This window comes from uncultured Caballeronia sp. (genome assembly GCF_964243625.1).
GTDB lineage: Bacteria > Pseudomonadota > Gammaproteobacteria > Burkholderiales > Burkholderiaceae > Caballeronia.
In genome coordinates, this window is the sequence record NZ_CAXTGZ010000063.1 from 1 (window position 1) to 17,555 (window position 17,555).

Here is a 17,555-nt window from a genome sequence, read left to right on the forward strand (position 1 = left end):
ACGCTTCGCCACCAGTGTGGGAATCCGCTAATTAGGCCTCCGCGCTGCGCGCGCTCTTGCCCAAACGCAAGGGGCGGCTGTACTGGTGGCGAAGTCTCAGGCAAGCGAAGATGTTGTAGACCCGTTACGGGCTCGCAATGGGCTCCGCCGTTGCTATGGGTTGCGCAGGTTTCCGTATTGACTGCCACAGTTACTGGTGGCGAAGCGTGTGGGTATCTGTTGACGGAGGGGGAGGGTTTCAAGTGTTCTGAATTCCGGCGTCGAGCGTTCTTCTGAAGTACCAAACAGTTGTACGTGCACGCTCGGGACACTTAAGAATTAGCGGTTGGGAGGCGTTTTCTTTGCTTCGTTTCTTTTTCGCCGTTGGAAAAAGAAATGAAGTCCCGCCACGGACAGTGGCTAATAGTGCGAAAAAGATCAGTTAGAACGGAACGCGAGCAAGCTCGAACAGCAACAACCCGGCAATGACCCTGACCGCAACGAACACTGTTCCGAGCGCCAGCGCATAACCTGTGAAATGAAGTCCCGCCACGGATAGTGGCTAATAGTGCCAGGAAGGGATTCGTCACGGCGTGAGGAAGGTGAATATCGATACCGACTTGCGTCTCGCCATCACAGGCGCGATCCGCCGCTATTTCGGCGAGAATCCGTCGAAATTCGATCCGCGCGATTACCTGAAGCCGGCGCGCGAAGCCGCGAAGAAAATCTGCCTCGAACGCTACGTGCAATTCGGCTGCGAAGGCCAGGCAGGCAAGATCAAGCCAATTCCGCTCGATAAAATCGCCGAAAAGTACAAGTCCGGCGAACTGGCTCAGATCGTCAAGTGACAGCGAAGTAAGCAAGGTTTACGACGGTTCGTCCCGAGTAAATTCGAGACAACCGCCGGACGCGTTTACAATGACGCTGAATCGGCCACGAACAGAATCAATACAACCCGCCGTTCCCGCAATTCCCGGGGAACGGCGTGTTGGTTTTTTCGTTTGTCTCCTGATCATTCTTTCCTAGCCCGACGTTGCAGCACTTTTCCGGTAGATGACATGTCCACCCAACATTCCCCGCTGTACGAATCCACGCTGAAATCGGTGCCCCTGCTCGGGCGCGGCAAGGTCCGCGACAATTACGCCGTCGGCACCGACAAGCTCCTGATCGTGACGACAGACCGGCTGTCCGCGTTCGACGTGATCATGGGCGAGCCGATCCCGAACAAGGGCCGCGTGCTGAATCAAATGGCCGATTTCTGGTTCGAGAAACTCAAGCACATCGTGCCGAACCACAATACGGGCATCGATCCGGCGACCGTCGTTTCCGCCGACGAAGCGCCGCAAGTCGCCGGCCGCGCGGTCGTGGTCAAGCGCCTCGAGCCGATTTTGGTGGAAGCGGTGGTGCGCGGCTACCTCGCCGGCAGCGGCTGGAAGGACTATCAGGCGACGGGTTCGGTATGCGGCGTGGAATTGCCACCGGGCCTGCAAAACGCTGAAAAGCTGCCCGAGCCGATTTTCACGCCGGCAGCGAAGGCCGAAATGGGCCATCACGACGAAAACATCACATACGACGACATGGAACGCCGTATCGGCACGGAATTGTCGGCGACCATCCGTGATATTTCCATCAAGCTGTACAAGGAAGCGGCCGAATACGCGGCGACGCGCGGGATCATCATCGCGGATACGAAGTTCGAATTCGGGCTCGACAACCGCGGCGAACTGTTCCTGATGGACGAAGTGCTGACGGCGGACTCGTCGCGCTTCTGGCCGGCGGACGGTTATCAGGTGGGTACGAACCCGCCATCGTTCGATAAACAATTCGTGCGCGACTGGCTCGAAACGCAATCGTGGGGCAAGACGCCGCCGGCGCCGAAACTGCCTGACGATGTCATCGCGAAGACAGCCGAAAAGTATGAAGAGGCTTTGCAGCGCCTGACCGGCCAGTCGCTGGCGTAAAGTCACGCTTCTCGCCTCGAACGAACAGACCCAAACCACAGGAAAGCAGCACGATGAGCGAAGTCCAGGCCCACACGCATGACGCACCGTTGATCGGGGTGTTGATGGGTTCCAGTTCCGACTGGGACGTGATGAAAAATGCCGTCGCGATCCTGCAGGACTTCGGCGTGCCGTACGAGGCCAAGGTCGTGTCAGCGCATCGCATGCCCGACGAGATGTTCGCCTACGCTGAAAGCGCACGTTCGCGCGGACTGGCGGCGATCATCGCAGGGGCAGGCGGCGCGGCGCATTTGCCGGGCATGCTCGCCGCTAAAACCACGGTGCCGGTGCTGGGCGTGCCGGTATCGAGCAAATACCTGAAGGGCGTCGATTCGCTGCATTCGATCGTCCAGATGCCCAAGGGCGTGCCGGTCGCGACGTTTGCCATCGGCGAGGCGGGGGCGGCGAACGCCGCGTTGTTCGCGGTATCCATTCTTGCTGTGACGCAGAGCGCCTACGCCGACAAACTTGCCGCTTTCCGCGCCCGCCAGAACGACGCAGCACATGCAATGGTCCTCCCGCCGCTTTAAATCCAGCAGCTTCAGTAACACTTCCGGCTGACCGACCCCACACGATGAACGCACACACCCAACCCAGTTCTCCCATCCAGCCGGGCGCATGGCTCGGCATGGTCGGCGGCGGCCAGCTCGGCCGCATGTTCTGTTTCGCTGCGCAATCCATGGGCTATCGCGTGGCGGTCCTCGATCCGGACGAAACGAGTCCGGCCGGTTCCGTCGCCGATAAACACATCCGCGCCGCTTACGACGACGAAACCGCGCTCACCGAACTCGCGCGCTTGTGTGCGGCGGTATCGACGGAATTCGAGAACGTGCCGTCCGCCAGTCTCGATTTCCTCGCCAAGACCACGTTTGTCAGCCCGGCCGGACGGTGCGTGGCGATCGCCCAGGATCGCGTGGCGGAGAAGCGGTTTATCGCAAGCGCGGGCGTGCCGGTGGCGCCGCATGTGGTGATCGAGTCGCCGGAAGCGCTCGCGGCCCTGAGCGATGAACAGATCGCCGCCGTCTTGCCCGGGATCCTGAAAACGGCGCGCCTCGGTTACGACGGCAAGGGCCAGACGAGCGTGCGCAACGTCGACGAAGTCCGCACCGCATATGGATCGCTTGCCGGCGTGCCCTGCGTGCTCGAAAAACGCATGCCGCTGAAATTCGAAGTGTCGGTACTGATCGCGCGTGCGGGCGATGGCAAATCTGCCGTTTTCCCGCTCGCGCAGAACCAGCACGTTGGCGGAATCCTGGCGAAGACCGTCGTGCCGGCGCCGGATGCAACCGATGCGCTCGTGGCCCAGGCGCAGGACGCCGCGCTGACGATTGCCGCGAAGCTGGATTACGTCGGCGTGTTGTGCGTGGAGTTCTTCATTCTCGAAGACGGGTCGCTGATCGCCAATGAAATGGCGCCGCGTCCACACAATTCGGGGCATTACACGGTGGACGCCTGCGCGACCAGCCAGTTCGAGCAACAAGTACGCGCGATGACCGGCATGCCGCTCGGCGATACGCGCCAGCATTCGCCGGCCGCCATGCTGAACATTCTCGGCGACGTCTGGTTCGATGGCGCCAAGGCCCACATCCCGCCGTGGCACGAGGTCATCGCCATGCCGACGGCGCGTTTGCATCTGTATGGCAAGGAAGAAGCGCGTCCGGGCCGCAAGATGGGCCACGTGAATTTCACGGCGACGACGCTGGAAGAAGTGCGTGCGGCGGCGCGCGACTGCGCCCGCCTGCTGCATATCGCGCTGGATTGACGAGAATGACCTTCGAAGCACCCAGCGTCGCGCAGGTCACGAAAGCAGCCGCGTTGCTCGACGCCGGCCAGCTCGTCGCGTTTCCGACTGAAACGGTCTACGGGCTCGGCGGCGATGCCGGGAATCCCGAGGCGATCGCGCGGATTTATGCGGCCAAAGGGCGGCCGTCGAATCATCCGGTGATCGTGCATCTCGCGCCTGGCAGCGATCCCGCGTACTGGGTCGAGACGCTTGTCCCCGATGCACAAAAACTGATCGATGCCTTCTGGCCCGGCCCGCTTACGCTGATCCTGAAGCGCGCGGCGCACGTGCCCGCGGCGGTCAGTGGCGGGCAGGATTCGGTCGCGATCCGCTGTCCGTCGCATCCGGTCGCGCAGGCTTTGCTGAGCGCGTTCAGCGCCTTACGCAACGGTCACGGCGGCGTGGCGGGGCCATCGGCGAACCGGTTCGGGCACGTCAGCCCGACCACGGCGCAACATGTCCGCGATGAATTCGGCACGAGCGTCCATGTGCTCGATGGCGGTGCGGCGAAGGTGGGTATCGAATCGACGATCCTGGATTTATCGCGTGGCTTTCCGGCGTTGTTGCGGCCGGGGCATGTGAGTCCGGCGGAGATTGCGGACGTTCTCGGCGTCATGCCGCGTCTTCCCGATGGCACCGATGCGAGCGCGCCTCGCGCATCCGGGACGCTCAAGGCGCATTACGCGCCACGCACGCCATTGCGATTGTTGCCGTTCGATGCGCTGGAACCGCTGCTCGCAGCGCACCCTCTGAACGCCGATAAAAAGCTGGCGCTGGTCGCGCGGGCATCGAGCGCGGGGAAATGGGCCGATGCGCCCAACGTCCGGTTCATCGCTGCGCCCGACGATCCGCAAAGTTACGCGCGCGAGTTGTACGGCTTGCTGCGCAAGCTCGATCGCGAGGACGTGGAGCGGATCTTGATCGAGACGCTGCCGGTATCGGCGGAATGGAGTGCCGTGAATGACCGGCTTGGCCGCGCGGCGGCGGCGTTTGAAGAGCAGGAGTGATTGCGTTGACGGGCCTGGTTCGGCTCGGGAATCGGTGCCGGATTAAGGTCGTGCGAATCAACCGCCTGGAACAGCCTGCTGCTTGACTCAATCGAAACAAAAAACGCCCGGTCTCGAAAGAACCGGGCGTTTCGTACTTCAACGGCTTCAAACGAAGCTTATTTTCCCAACCCTGCCTTCGCGACCTGCTGTTCAACGTAGGTGGAAAACAGCGCGTGCAGATGCGTCGTCGGATGTACGGTATCCGCGTACATGTAGGTCTGGTCGGCGTTCGCCACCGTGTACGTCTGCGGCGAGCAGAACAGCGACGTGCCGAACGCGGTCGGGTTCGGCTGGCCGGCTTTCGTGGCGGCAGTGATCATCGCGGCAAGATTACAGGCCGTGCCCGTATTCGATACCGAAAAGCCGTTCGACTGATAGTTGGCCTGGACACCATCGACCCACGTGTAGGCATCGACGTAGATCACCTTCGACAACAGCCCTGCCTGCTGCAGCGCGCCTTGCAGCGTGCCGTTGAACAACTGCGTGACTTGCGACAGCGTCACGCCTTTGTCGGCGCTGGCAAGCCCCTGTGGCGATCCGCCGATATCCGGCACATTCGATACCAGCACATGCGTGGCACCTGCCTGAACGACGCGTCCGACGACCGTGGCCAGGTCGATAGCCGCCTGGCTGATCGCGGTCGTCGCGGCTTTTTGCGCCGCGTTGCCGGCGGCAAGCGCATCAGCCGGCGCAAGCGTGCCAGCCGCGACTTGCGCCTGAATTCCCGCAGCAGTCGCTTGCGCGACAGTCAGGTTATAGAAGATGTCATTGGCGCCGCCGTTCACCAGCACGAGCTGGTTGGCGTTGAACGTGCCGTGCGACGCGATGTACTGCGAGACCTGATCGTTGACCGGAATCGTCGTGGCTTGCGAGAAGTCCGCGTTCGCCGTGCCCGGCGTGGCATGGCCGACGCCCGGTTGCAACGTCACGCGCGAGCCGCCTTGCGCATAGCCCAGCCCGGTTCCTGCCTGAAGCGGCACGCCGAAGCCGCCGGTGTTCGCGGCGGTGAGCGTGTCGCCGTAATACTGCGCGACGTTTTGCGTCCAGACCTGGCCGGGGTTCGTCGTGAAGCGACCGCCGCCGAAGTTCGCCGTGGCGACGGGCGCGTACGTGCCGACATCGGACAGGCTGTCGCCGAACGACACCACCTGCAGCTTCACGCCGCCCGCGGGCGTGTTGTTATTGTTGTCGTCGCTGCCGCCGCACGCGGCCAATGCGGCGATGGCTGCGCACGCCATCGCGGTTTGCACAGCGCGCAGCCAGTAGGTCTGGCGCGCGGCGGGAATGGTCTGGGCGGGTTTCATCGGCGTCATCTCCTCGTTCCTCGTTTATCTAGTCTGTGGTCTGCATGCCGCTTCGAGGTGCCGGTCGACGAGCGTCTCGGCGAGCCTGTCGGCTTGCGTGGCGATAGCTTACCGAATCTTTTAAGATAATTTGAGTTGTTTCCTACGAGGGTTTCCCTGTGCTTGTGCGCATCGCCGGAGTGGGTTTTGCGTTGCCTTCAATCCATCGATCCCGTGCGGCGCGCGCCTTCGTAGACCCATTCGAGCAAGGCATCGTGCGCGGCGCGCGCAGCTTCGGCACGCGGGTCGTTGATCATGCTCACCACCACGTAGCTTTCGCCGTTCGCCGCGCCCACGTAACCTGCGATCGCGCGGACGTCGCGCAGCGTGCCCGTCTTGATGTGCGCGTTGCCGAGCGCGCCTGCGTTCGTCAGGCGGTTGCGCATGGTGCCGTCCACGCCGGCAATCGGCAGCGATTCCGTGAAGACCTGCGCGACCGGACTGGAGTTCGCCGCGATCAGCAGGTCGGCGAGCGACTGTGCCGTGATGTGTTCTTCGCGCGACAGACCCGAACCGTTATCCAGATACAGGCCCGACATGGGCAGGGCGCTTCGATGCAGGAACGCGGTAATGGCTGCCGCCGATTTCTGCGTCGTCGCCGGTGGTTTGCCGGTTGCGGCGCCGATGGTCAGGAACAAATTACGCGCCATCACGTTGTTGCTGAACTTGTTGATATCGCGAACGATGTCCGAGAGCACCGGGCTGCGATGCGTCCCGACAAGCCGCGCGCTGGAAGGCGTCGGGCCTTCGCGCGTCACGCCGGCGAAGGTGCCGCCCGCCTGTTTCCACAGCGCGAGGAAACCGCCCGCGAAAAACGTCGAGTGATCGAGCGCAGCGACGTTGATCGTGCGCGGACCGCAGCGCAGCGGATAGTCGCCAATGAACGATGCCTGCACGAAGCCGCCCGAAGTTTGCGCCACGCTTGGCGACGCCGCCGGGAGCGTCCCCGCGCACGCGCCGCGCGTCACGCGCAATTCGTTATCGATCTGAAGTTGCGCGAGTTGCGGCAAGACGTCGATCGACACGCCGCCTTCCGGATTCGGCGTCAGCGTGAACGACAGCGACTTGAACGCGTAGAGCAGCGGGTCGGGACCGACGTTATAGGGCGCGGTTTCGTCGGCATCGAAGGCGGGGAGGTCGCGTGTCGACGGATCGAAGTAACGCTTGTCCAGCACCAGCGCGCCGTCGATGCCCGAAATGCCGTTGCGGCGGATCTGGTCCACGAGATCGATCAGTTCTTCCGGCACGAGCTTGGGATCGCCCGTGCCCTGGACATAAAGATTGCCGTGAAGGATGCCGTTGGCATCGACTTCGCCGTCGGCATAGGCCGTCGTTTTCCAGCGATAGTCAGGTCCCAGCAGCGACAAACCCGAGTAGGTCGTGACCAGTTTCATGGTGGACGCGGGCATCATCGGCACGTTTGCGTTGAGCGCGACGAGCGGTACGCCGCCGGCGCCGATGCGCTGAACTACCACGCTCATCGATGAAAGCGGTACGTGCGCCCGTGCGAGCGCTGCCATGACGGTGGGCGGCAACGGGCCGGCGGGAACCGCGACGCGCTCGAAGTTGTTCTTCCTGGCGGCCTTCTCGGCCTTGGTGGTCTTGACCGCCTTGGTCGTCCTCGCGACCGCGCTTTTGCCGGCCTGCTTTTGCGATTCTGCTTTTGTGCCGCCGCCGCTGCGGGCCTCGGCGGGCGTGCTCAGGCCCATACCTAGCGCCGATACAACCACGGCCAGCGCCGTGACAGCGCGCCACCCTTTGCCGATGGAAACTTTTGTGGTCTGCAGTGATGCTCTATACATGTGTTCGGATCGTGTTCGTGCTGCGGTTTTGCGGACGCCGGCTAACGGAGTGCCGGTATTGTAGAGGCGCTTGTGATTACGATTGTTAATTCCGCGTCTTTCAGAGTCATCACGGCATGAGGCTGTTGGCGAGCGTCCGGGCAATGCCTGCTCCGCCGCGTTTATCTTTCGGTCGCTGTGCCACAGCAAATCGATATCGATATCGGCCAGACATCAAAAAGGTCATAGACGATTCGACGCAGGTTGCGACGGCGGTGCTGGACAACAGCACCGCCTTTTTTTGTCGCAAAACGTCGATGAAACCGGGATGCATCAACCCGGCCGCTATCCCAAAATTAATACCACTTGAATACCAATTTACGACCGGCTAGTCTTCTTCGTTCAGAGAAATCCATGCGGTGATCAAGAACCGCAGCGAGGGGGAGACGTGACCAGATTCCAGTCATTATGTTTTGCAATCCTAACAACAACGTGCGGTGCGTCGGCAGGGGCTGAACCTCCGGCGTTCGAGGACGACGAACTGACGCGCGGCACCGCGCAGCCTTGGCGTTCCGAAGAGATGCCCAGTCTTTTCTCGAAGTCCGAGACGACCGTCAGTACGACGTTTTACTCAAGAAACCGGCATGCGACCGATCACGCCGGTGATATCCATGTCAACGCGCTCTCATTGGGTATTGACTGGCGCTCGGGTTATGCGGCGGGTCCGTGGGGATTTGTCGGCGCGGACGTGTCGGGTTTCACCAACCTTCGGGTCGCGCCGGGCACAGGCTTGTCGGAAGTGCTTTATCACGACTATCGCGATGACGCCGACAAGACCTATGCAACGCTCGCCCATGCTGCGCTGAAATGGCGCAGCACCGCGACGGGTGACGGATGGCAGGTTCGCGCGGGTTATACGCCGCTGAGTGTCGGCACGCTCGGGTCATCGGGCGGATTGCACTCGCACGCGTACCGCGGCGCCGAAGTGAAATATCACGTGGCGGGCTGGGAATTCGGCTACGCGCTCGCCGATCAGTTCCGCAATGAATGGGACAACCGCTTCCGGCCGATGACCAATGCGTGGCATCAGAACCGCGATCAATACGACGGCTCGGCAAGCCGTATCGACTTTGTGCATAGCGCGGGCATCCGGTACGAGGCGGCTGCCGATACCTATGTCGATGGCGGCGTGGGCGAGGGCAAGCGCTACAGGCGCAACGCGCAGGTTGCCGCGACGCGTGCGTGGCGCACCGGCGAGCACGGCACGGTGACGACGACCGGCTATGCCTTGTGGGGCCGCTATCAGGCGGCGCTCGGGCCGGTCGCGTCGCCGGCCAACGAATGGCATGCCAGCACGAGCGTCGGTTATGCGAGCGGTCCTTTCACCGTCAGCATAGGCTTCGGCGTCACGCACGCACCCGACTCCCGCGAGATGAATTTCCGCCTGACGCCTTGGGCCAACAGCGACAACCGCAATCAGATCCAGACCTGGGGCCAGCTCGATGACTTCGTGTGGGACGGCACGCACGTGATCAAGGCATCGGCGTCCTATCAGATCGGGCCGTATATCGGTGTGCCGGGACTTGCAGTCGGCGTGAGCGGAATTCGCGGATGGGCGATCAAAAACCCCGGACGTGGCGATACATCGGCGAACGAGATCGACTTGAGCGTCACCTATGACGTAAAGGAAGGTCCGCTCAAAGGCGCAGGAATCGGCGTGTTTCCCGCGCGGCTTCGGACCAATGGTTTTTACGGGAAATCCGATCGCAATGACGTGAAGATCATTGCGTCGTATAGCAAGACTTTTTGAGGGGACATCATGAAACGAATAAACTTTGCGACCGGATTGCTGGCAATGGCGGCGTCCATGCCCGTGTTTGCGCTTACGCCAGCGCTGCCTCCCGAAGCGACACAACCCGTCGCAGCCGCAACTTCCGCCGGCCCAGCGCTGGCCGCGGTGCTTGCGAACGACCTGATGCTGCGCGTATCGATCGATACCAACGATGCCGCCAAGTCGGGCGTGCCATGCGCCGATTTCGGCGCCGACTCGGGCGCGTGCGCAACCGGCCGGCTGGCTCTCGTCAACACGGGACAGGTGCGAATCACGGGCGATGGCTGGAAGCTCTATCTCCACAGCATTCGCCGGATCTTGAGCATCAATCATCCGGACTTCTCGCTGCGCCACCTGACGGGCGATCTGTACGAACTGACGCCGCGAAGCGGCGCGGTGAGGCTTGCCGCTGGCGAGCGGCTGGAAGTGCCGTTTGTCGCTGAATACTGGCTGCTCCGATACAGCGACGTACTGCCCCGGCCCTATGTTGTCGTTGCGGGCGCTGCGCCCGCCGTGCTCAAGCAAAACGACACCGAAGACGAAAGCCGTTACGTCGATGCGCTCCCCGCCAATGACAACGCCCGCATTCCCCTCACGCCCGCGCAGATATTCCGGCAGCGAGCCGAACGCGGCGAACCGCTGCCGGCGCGAGAGGTTTCGGCGCGCGTGTTGCCATCGGCGATGAGGACGAACGTCGGGGAAGGCGAGGCCGATTTGCGCGGGGTCGAAATGTCGCTTCCGGATCTCTCGCCGGGACAGGTCGAAGCGCTGCGTGAACGCGCCGGTTCGCTGGGGCTCGCGAAGCAGGGATTGCCGCTCACCGGTGTGGTCGCGCCTCACGCGCTGCCTGCCGATATCGCCGTGGCCGGCGGTTACCGTGTGCGGATCGCGCCCTCGGGCGTGTCGATCGACGCTTACGACGCAGCCGGTCTTTACTACGGCGTGCAGACCGTATTGTCGCTGGCGCCGGCGGGCGGCGGACGCATTCCCGCAATGACCATCGAGGATGCGCCGCGCTACGGCCATCGCGGCATGATGGTCGATGTCGCGCGCAACTTCCGGCAACCCGCCACGCTGCGCCGCCTGATCGACCAGATGAGCGCATACAAGCTCAATCGCCTGCATCTGCATTTGTCCGATGACGAAGGCTGGCGCATCGAGATCCCGGGTCTGCCCGAGCTGACGGCAATCGGCGCCCGGCGTTGTCACGACCTCGGCGAAACCCGTTGCCTCATTCCCCAGCTTGCTTCCGGCCCGGACAACCGCTCAGGCGGCGGCTTCCTGACGCGCGACGAATACATTGCGTTGCTGCGATACGCCAATGATCGTTTCGTGGAGGTCATTCCCGAAATCGACATGCCCGGCCACTCCCGCGCGGCCGTGGTCGCCATGGAAGCGCGGTATCGGCGGCTGCATGCGTCGGGCAACGAGCAGGAAGCGAACGCCTTCCGCCTGATCGATCCTGACGATACGTCGAACACGCTTTCGGTGCAGTTCTATGATCGACGCAGCAATCTGAATCCCTGCTCGAGTGGCGCGCTGAACTTTGCGGGCAAGGTGATTGGCGAGATTGCCGCGATGCATCGCGAAGCGCAGGCGCCGTTGAACGTATGGCATTTTGGCGGCGATGAAGCGAAGAACATCCTCCTCGGCGCGGGTTTTCAGGCGGGCGACGGGAAGGACGCGGACAAGGGCCGTATCGATATGGCGGCGCAAGACAAACCGTGGGCGCGTTCGCCAATGTGCGCGGCCTTGCTCAAGCAAGAGGGCATCGAATCGGTCGACGAGTTGCCATCGAGGTTTGCCCGTCAGGTGAGCTCGCTCGTGAACGCGAACGGCATTGAGACAATGGAGGCATGGCAGGACGGTTTGAAGCATGCCGCCGGTCCACGCGACTTCGCGACGAAGAATGTGATGGTCACGTTGTGGGACACACTTTTTTGGGGCGGCGCGGAAACGGCGCGAAGCTGGAGCGCGAAGGGGTATCTCGGGATTCTGGCCTTGCCCGATTACTTGTACTTCGATTTCCCGTACACACTCAATCCACACGAGCGTGGCTACTACTGGGGATCGCGTGCAACGGACAGCTTCAAGACGTTCTCGCTCGCGCCGGACAACCTGCCGCAGAACGCCGAAGTGATGCCGGATCGCGAGGGCAAGCCCTTCGAGGTGACGAGCAATGGCCCGGCGGCGCATGTCTATGGTATGCAAGGTCAGGCGTGGGCCGAAGTGATACGCACGGACCAGCAGTTCGAATACATGGTGTATCCGCGTCTGCTCGCGCTGGCTGAACGCGCGTGGCATCGGGCGGAATGGGAGCGGCCATATAAGGAAGGCGAGCGCTACAAGCTCGGGGACACCGACCTGGTCGACAAACGTGCGTTGGCTCGCGACTGGCAGGGCTTTGCGAGTGTCGTTGAACAGCGCGAGCTGCCAAAACTGAAACTCGCGGGCATTGGTTATCGATCGCCCAAGCGAGAGGTTGCGGAGACCGGCATCGAAAAGCGCGATTGACGCTAACAGGTTCGCAACGGGGCATCGGTGAGCCTTAAGTCCCGTTTAAGCCCCGCCCCGCGTGTCCCGGCTAGAATAAACGTCCGGGCCGCGAGGTCGCCAAGCTTAGAGCCGCAGAGCGAATCATGCGAATCCTGCTAGTTGAAGACGACAGAATGATTGCGGAAGGCGTCCGCAAGGCCCTGCGCAGCGACGGCTTTGCGGTCGACTGGGTGCAGGACGGCGAGGCCGCCCTGACAGCCGTCGGAGGCGAACCCTACGACCTGATGCTGCTCGACCTGGGCCTGCCAAAACGCGACGGCCTCGACGTGCTGAAAAGCCTGCGCGCCAAGGGCAACACGCTTCCGGTGCTGATCGTCACGGCACGGGATTCCATCGCCGACCGGGTCAAGGGGCTGGATGCCGGCGCCGACGATTACCTCGTCAAACCCTTCGATCTCGATGAACTCGGCGCCCGCATGCGCGCGCTGATCCGCCGCCATGCAGGCCGCGGCGATTCGCTGATCCGCCACGGCGCTCTGACGCTCGATCCCGTAGGCCATCAGGTCACGCTCGAAGGCAACGCCATTGCACTTTCGGCGCGTGAATTTGCGTTGCTCGAAGCCCTCATGGCGCGCCCCGGCGCCGTCCTGTCCAAAAGCCAGCTCGAAGAAAAGATCTACGGCTGGGGCGAGGAAATCGGCAGCAACACGGTCGAGGTCTACATCCATTCGCTGCGCAAGAAGCTCGGACCCGACCTCATCCGCAACGTCCGCGGACTCGGCTATATGGTGTCGAAGGAAGCCTGATGCATTCAATTCGACGCCAACTGCTGGTGTGGCTGCTGGCGTTGGTTATCGTCGGCGTGGGGTTTGCGGGCTGGCTGATCTACCGGCAGGCGCTCGCCGAAGCCAACGAACTTTTCGATTACCAGCTCGAGCAGATTGCGGCGGCGTTGCCATCGGAACCGTTCTCGTCGGTGCTGCAATCACGCAGCGACAGCGACGAAGGCGTCGTGATCCAGATCTGGAACCGTAACGGCGTGCTGATGTATTACTCGCATCCGCGCGTGCCGCTCGCACCGCATGCCGAACTCGGCTTTTCCACCGAAGCCACCGCGCGCGGCGAATGGCGCGTATATAGCGCGATCGTCGGCGACAACGTCGTGCAGCTTGCGCAGCCGCTGTCCATCCGCAACCGGCTCGCGGCCGGCGTCGCGTGGCGCACCTTGTGGCCGCTCGTGCTGTTGTTGCCGCTGCTCGGCATGGCGATATGGATCATCGTCGGGCGGGGTTTGATGCCGTTGCAGCGCGTGACGCGCGCACTCGATACGCGGCACCCGGAAGCGCTCGAACATCTCCCCGATAACCGCTTGCCCGAAGAAGTCGTGCCCGTGGTGCGCGCGCTGAACGCGCTGCTGGACCGCCTCGCGACCGCGCTCGATACACAAAAGGCCTTCGTGGCGGACGCCGCCCATGAACTTCGCACGCCGCTCGCCGCCGTGCAAATCCAGTCGCAGCTCGTTGCGCGCGCAAAGGACGACGATTCGCGCAAGGAAGCGCTCGACGACCTGCAAGCCGGCATTACACGCGCCACGCGCCTGGCTGAACAACTGCTTGCGCTCGCGCGCTCGGAACCCGACGGCAAGAACACGACCACGCCTGTCGACCTGCATGCGCTGCTCGACGAATGCGTCGGCGCATCGGTGCTGGTGGCGCAGCAGCGCGGCGTGGACCTGGGCATCGAGGCAACCGAGGCGGCGACCGTTGCGGGCGACCCGAACGCGTTGCGCGTGATGTTCAACAATCTCATCGATAACGCCACGAAATACACGCCCGATGGCGGCCGCGTCGACGTTTGCCTGCGCGTGGACGAAGGCCGCCCGGTCGTCGAAATCTCCGATAACGGCCCCGGCATTCCCGCCGAGGAACGCGAGCGTGTGTTCGACCGGTTTTATCGTGTGGGAGCGAGCGCCGACCGTGCGCGAACGGACGTGGCGGGCAGCGGCCTGGGGCTTGCCATCGTGCGCCGGATCGCCGAGCAGCATGGCGCGGCGGTCTCGCTTGCGGAATCGAAAGGTGGCGGTCTGCTGGTATCGATACGCTTCAATGCGGCCTGAATTCATTGCTTTAAGTAACCTTTAAGCGGCGCCCCGTACTCTTCGTTTCATCATGAAGCGCATCCCCGAGGAGCACACGATGAAAGCGAAGATCATTACCCGCAGCGCCGTTGCGGTAGCCGTTGCAGTCGCCTTGTCGGCGGGTTACGTCGCCGGCAACCATAACGTCGCCGCGCCCCAGGTCATCACGCCGGCCCAGGCCGCGATGATGCCCGCCGAAGCCGCCGCCAAGACCGGCATCCCCGATTTTTCGGGACTCGTCGAAACCTACGGCCCGGCCGTCGTCAACATCAGCGCGAAACACGTCGTAAAGACGGCTGCGCGGCGTGGCATGAATGGCGGCATGAACGGCGGAGCAAATGGCGGCAACCCGCAACTGCCGATCGATCCGAGCGATCCGTTCTATCAGTTCTTCAAGCATTTCTACGGTAACGGCGTGCCCGGCATGGGCGGCGACGGCAATGGCCCGAACGCCTCCGATACCCCCAGCGAAAGCCTGGGCTCAGGGTTTATCGTGAGCAGCGACGGGTACATTTTGACCAACGCGCACGTGGTCGACGGCGCGAATGTCGTCACGGTGAAAACCACCGACAAACGCGAGTACCGCGCGAAAGTCGTGGGCGCCGACAAACAGTCGGACGTCGCGGTGCTGAAGATCGAAGCGAAGAACCTGCCGATCGTGAAGATCGGCGACCCGAACGGCAGCAAGGTCGGCCAGTGGGTGGTGGCGATCGGCTCGCCTTACGGTTTCGATAACACCGTCACCTCCGGCATCATCAGCGCAAAATCGCGTTCGCTGCCCAACGAGAACTACACGCCGTTCATCCAGACCGACGTACCGGTGAACCCGGGTAACTCGGGCGGACCGCTCTTCAACCTGCAAGGCGAAGTGATCGGCATCAATTCGATGATCTATTCGCAGACCGGCGGCTTCCAGGGTCTTTCGTTCGCAATCCCGATCAACGAAGCGATCAAGGTGAAGGACGCGCTGATCAAGACCGGACACGTGGACCGCGGTCGCCTTGGCGTGACGGTGCAGGGCATGAACCAGACGCTGGCGAAATCGTTCGGCATGCAAAGCGCGAACGGCGCACTGGTGAGTTCGGTGGAACCGGGCGGCCCTGCGGCGAAGGCGGGTCTCCAGCCCGGCGACGTGATTCTGTCGGTGAACGGCCTGGCCGTTGCGGATTCCAACTCGCTGCCGGCGCAAGTTGCCGGTCTGCCGCCTGGAAGCACGGCGAAGGTGCAGGTCTGGCGCGAGAAGGGCACGAAAGACCTGACGGTGACCGTCGGCGCGCTGAGCGACGCCAAGACCGCAAGCACGGGCGGTGCGGACAAGAGCGAATCGGCATCGCAGGACGCGCGTCTGGGCGTGGCAGTCCGGCCGCTGACGCCTGAAGAGAAGCAGAGCGCTTCGTTGTCGCGTGGTCTGCTGGTCCAGCAGGCGGGCGGCGCGGCGGAAAGCGCAGGCATCCAGGCCGGCGACGTGATCTTGGCGGTCAATGGCCAGCCGGTCACGACCGTCGATCAGTTGAAGACGATGGTCAAGAACGCCGGCGACAGCATCGCGCTGTTGATCCAGCGTGACGATGCGCAAATCTTCGTGCCGGTGGATCTCGGCTGACGCGGGATTTCCGGGTTGCGGCCTCGCCGCAGCCCGGAAATAGGGCGGGATGCGGGCATGAACTGTGCTGATTCGTCTGTTCAGATGCTGTATCGACTCGAGTAGTCCGGGAGCTATCGATTACCGTGTACGAGCAGCAATCAGAAGCGCAGCGCCGATGAAGGCGTCTGAAGTCCACAAGGAGCCAAACAGATGACGAAGACGACGAACGCAGCCAGCATCCAGGCAACATCGAAGAAGAAAGCGTTTAAAAAGGTATCGATCGCGATGCTCGCCGCCGCGATGACTCTTGGCGTGGCGGGCGGCGCGTTTGCGCAGGCATCGAGCGCTGACACCAGCGACATGAGCAGCGCCGGCAATACTAACGGCGGCGGCCTGCCTCAGGTCCAGACGCAGGGCAATGTGTCATACACGTCCGGTGGCGTGGGGCTGGACGAATCGCATGCACTGATCCGCGAACAGGCGCATTGGCCGCTTTCGTTGCGTTTCACGGGTCCTACTGCGGATTATCTCGCCGACGTGCACGTGCGCATCGCTGACGAAAAGAACGCCGAAGTGCTCAAAACCGATGCAATGGGCCCATACATGCTCGTGAAATTGCCGCCGGGCCGCTATACGGTCTACGCAAAGTACAAGGATTCGGAAAAGAAACAGGCGGTGACGGTGGCGGGAAACGGCAAGGCAAAGGCCGCTTTCCACTGGTCGAGCCAGTAATCAGCTCGCTTTCCGAGCCGCGAATCGGAACAAACTGCCGGGAACGGCGCGAACCCGGACACGGTGTGTTGCGCAGGACATAAACCCGCGCACAACGCTTGCACAACTCCCTCGGAGTTGTCTCATAATGAAAGCCACGGGTCCCGGAAAGCCCGTGGTTTTTTTTGCATTCGTGCCGCAGTCGCACGACGGCGCATTTCAGTGCCTTGCTTCGAATCCGCATGAATCCAGTCTGAAACCGGGAGCGCACGATGAACACCGACACCCATCTGATTGAAATTTCGCTGAACACGCGCCGGCATCGCGTGATTCATCAGGGCGTGACGTTCGCCGATACCCAGGCGGCCTTGACGCTCGCCGAAACCGGTCTTGACCCGGTGCATTATTTTCCCCGCGGCGACGTCAACATGGCGCGCCTCGCCAGGTCCGCGCACACCTCGCATTGCCCGTACAAGGGCGAAGCCACTTACTACCATTTGCTCACCGAAGAAGGTCCGATCGAAAACGCGGTCTGGAGTTACGAGGAACCGCTGGAAAGCGCCACGCAGATCAAGGGGTATCTGGCGTTTTATCCGACGCGCGTCGATCGTATCGATGAAACGTCGGGCGCCTGATTACTAAACCGCCGCATCGAGTCAGGGGAGGCCGTGATGGAAGTCGCCGATGCTTTACGCATTCCGCTCGCTCCTGCTCTCGTGCGTGAGGCGCTGGGCGACCTGGCGCTGGTGCGCGCGAGTATCGACAATTGCGAATCGCTCTTGCGGCTGGCCGGCGGCGAATACATGCTCGCGATGACCGTGCCGCTCGGCGCGCTGCGCTCGCGTTACGTCATCCGCGCA

Annotated in this window: 13 protein-coding genes and 2 pseudogenes; 13 read left to right on the forward strand and 2 right to left on the reverse strand. The window is 62.6% G+C overall.

The window, feature by feature from the left end:
• Positions 1–551: 551 nt before the first annotated feature.
• From ACFFAR_RS06530 to ACFFAR_RS06550, 5 genes and pseudogenes are all read left to right on the forward strand, one after another.
• Positions 552–827, forward strand: a pseudogene (locus ACFFAR_RS06530) (class II fructose-bisphosphate aldolase); the annotation flags it as partial.
• Positions 828–1,037: 210 nt separating this feature from the next.
• Positions 1,038–1,940, forward strand: coding sequence for a phosphoribosylaminoimidazolesuccinocarboxamide synthase (locus ACFFAR_RS06535; protein ID WP_061998660.1), 903 nt, complete (start codon positions 1,038–1,040; stop codon positions 1,938–1,940).
• A 53-nt stretch (positions 1,941–1,993) separates the two neighbouring features.
• Positions 1,994–2,509 (forward strand): 5-(carboxyamino)imidazole ribonucleotide mutase, encoded by a 516-nt coding sequence (purE, locus tag ACFFAR_RS06540; protein ID WP_086382491.1) that lies wholly within the window; start codon positions 1,994–1,996, stop codon positions 2,507–2,509.
• A 44-nt stretch (positions 2,510–2,553) separates the two neighbouring features.
• Positions 2,554–3,741, forward strand: a complete 1,188-nt coding sequence (locus tag ACFFAR_RS06545) for a 5-(carboxyamino)imidazole ribonucleotide synthase (protein WP_061998662.1) — start codon at positions 2,554–2,556, stop codon at positions 3,739–3,741.
• A 5-nt stretch (positions 3,742–3,746) separates the two neighbouring features.
• The gene (locus ACFFAR_RS06550; RefSeq protein ID WP_174363413.1) at positions 3,747–4,769 is read left to right on the forward strand and encodes an L-threonylcarbamoyladenylate synthase; all 1,023 of its coding nucleotides are present in this window, start codon (positions 3,747–3,749) and stop codon (positions 4,767–4,769) included.
• A 158-nt stretch (positions 4,770–4,927) separates the two neighbouring features.
• Here ACFFAR_RS06550 and ACFFAR_RS06555 read toward each other — a convergent pair whose 3' ends face one another.
• On the reverse strand, positions 4,928–6,124 hold the full coding sequence (locus ACFFAR_RS06555) for an SGNH/GDSL hydrolase family protein (protein WP_375507657.1): 1,197 nt from the start codon (positions 6,122–6,124) through the stop codon (positions 4,928–4,930).
• A gap of 188 nt (positions 6,125–6,312) precedes the next feature.
• Positions 6,313–7,956 (reverse strand): D-alanyl-D-alanine carboxypeptidase/D-alanyl-D-alanine-endopeptidase, encoded by a 1,644-nt coding sequence (dacB, locus tag ACFFAR_RS06560; protein ID WP_375507658.1) that lies wholly within the window; start codon positions 7,954–7,956, stop codon positions 6,313–6,315.
• A 559-nt stretch (positions 7,957–8,515) separates the two neighbouring features.
• On the opposite strand from dacB, the gene ACFFAR_RS06565 reads away from it, so the two are divergent.
• From ACFFAR_RS06565 to ACFFAR_RS06600, 8 genes and pseudogenes are all read left to right on the forward strand, one after another.
• The gene (locus ACFFAR_RS06565; protein WP_174363411.1) at positions 8,516–9,745 is read left to right on the forward strand and encodes an OprD family outer membrane porin; all 1,230 of its coding nucleotides are present in this window, start codon (positions 8,516–8,518) and stop codon (positions 9,743–9,745) included.
• Positions 9,746–9,754: 9 nt separating this feature from the next.
• Positions 9,755–12,280, forward strand: coding sequence for a family 20 glycosylhydrolase (locus ACFFAR_RS06570; RefSeq protein WP_375507659.1), 2,526 nt, complete (start codon positions 9,755–9,757; stop codon positions 12,278–12,280).
• Positions 12,281–12,405: 125 nt separating this feature from the next.
• Positions 12,406–13,068, forward strand: a complete 663-nt coding sequence (locus ACFFAR_RS06575; protein ID WP_061998667.1) for a response regulator — start codon at positions 12,406–12,408, stop codon at positions 13,066–13,068.
• On the forward strand, positions 13,068–14,378 hold the full coding sequence (locus ACFFAR_RS06580) for an ATP-binding protein (protein WP_062169348.1): 1,311 nt from the start codon (positions 13,068–13,070) through the stop codon (positions 14,376–14,378). The genes ACFFAR_RS06575 and ACFFAR_RS06580 overlap by 1 nt, the downstream gene beginning before the upstream one ends.
• 79 nt (positions 14,379–14,457) lie before the next feature.
• Entirely contained in the window at positions 14,458–16,002 is a 1,545-nt protein-coding gene (locus ACFFAR_RS06585; protein ID WP_062000719.1) for a DegQ family serine endoprotease, read from the forward strand.
• A gap of 267 nt (positions 16,003–16,269) precedes the next feature.
• Positions 16,270–16,716, forward strand: a complete 447-nt coding sequence (locus tag ACFFAR_RS06590; RefSeq protein ID WP_375507660.1) for a carboxypeptidase regulatory-like domain-containing protein — start codon at positions 16,270–16,272, stop codon at positions 16,714–16,716.
• A 251-nt stretch (positions 16,717–16,967) separates the two neighbouring features.
• Positions 16,968–17,330: a DUF427 domain-containing protein gene (locus ACFFAR_RS06595; RefSeq protein ID WP_061998670.1), complete on the forward strand. Its 363-nt coding sequence runs from the start codon at positions 16,968–16,970 to the stop codon at positions 17,328–17,330.
• A 36-nt stretch (positions 17,331–17,366) separates the two neighbouring features.
• A pseudogene (locus ACFFAR_RS06600) lies at positions 17,367–17,555 on the forward strand (carbon monoxide dehydrogenase); the annotation flags it as partial.

What these genes read in the sequence shown, in the direction of transcription:
- ACFFAR_RS06535 (WP_061998660.1), top strand. Translation starts at nt 1,038, where the DNA reads ATGTCCACCCAACATTCCCCGCTGTACGAATCCACGCTGAAATCGGTG.
- purE (WP_086382491.1), top strand. Translation starts at nt 1,994, where the DNA reads ATGAGCGAAGTCCAGGCCCACACGCATGACGCACCGTTGATCGGGGTG.
- ACFFAR_RS06545 (WP_061998662.1), top strand. Translation starts at nt 2,554, where the DNA reads ATGAACGCACACACCCAACCCAGTTCTCCCATCCAGCCGGGCGCATGG.
- ACFFAR_RS06550 (WP_174363413.1), top strand. Translation starts at nt 3,747, where the DNA reads ATGACCTTCGAAGCACCCAGCGTCGCGCAGGTCACGAAAGCAGCCGCG.
- ACFFAR_RS06555 (WP_375507657.1), bottom strand. Translation starts at nt 6,124, where the DNA reads ATGACGCCGATGAAACCCGCCCAGACCATTCCCGCCGCGCGCCAGACC.
- dacB (WP_375507658.1), bottom strand. Translation starts at nt 7,956, where the DNA reads ATGTATAGAGCATCACTGCAGACCACAAAAGTTTCCATCGGCAAAGGG.
- ACFFAR_RS06565 (WP_174363411.1), top strand. Translation starts at nt 8,516, where the DNA reads ATGCCCAGTCTTTTCTCGAAGTCCGAGACGACCGTCAGTACGACGTTT.
- ACFFAR_RS06570 (WP_375507659.1), top strand. Translation starts at nt 9,755, where the DNA reads ATGAAACGAATAAACTTTGCGACCGGATTGCTGGCAATGGCGGCGTCC.
- ACFFAR_RS06575 (WP_061998667.1), top strand. Translation starts at nt 12,406, where the DNA reads ATGCGAATCCTGCTAGTTGAAGACGACAGAATGATTGCGGAAGGCGTC.
- ACFFAR_RS06580 (WP_062169348.1), top strand. Translation starts at nt 13,068, where the DNA reads ATGCATTCAATTCGACGCCAACTGCTGGTGTGGCTGCTGGCGTTGGTT.
- ACFFAR_RS06585 (WP_062000719.1), top strand. Translation starts at nt 14,458, where the DNA reads ATGAAAGCGAAGATCATTACCCGCAGCGCCGTTGCGGTAGCCGTTGCA.
- ACFFAR_RS06590 (WP_375507660.1), top strand. Translation starts at nt 16,270, where the DNA reads ATGCTCGCCGCCGCGATGACTCTTGGCGTGGCGGGCGGCGCGTTTGCG.
- ACFFAR_RS06595 (WP_061998670.1), top strand. Translation starts at nt 16,968, where the DNA reads ATGAACACCGACACCCATCTGATTGAAATTTCGCTGAACACGCGCCGG.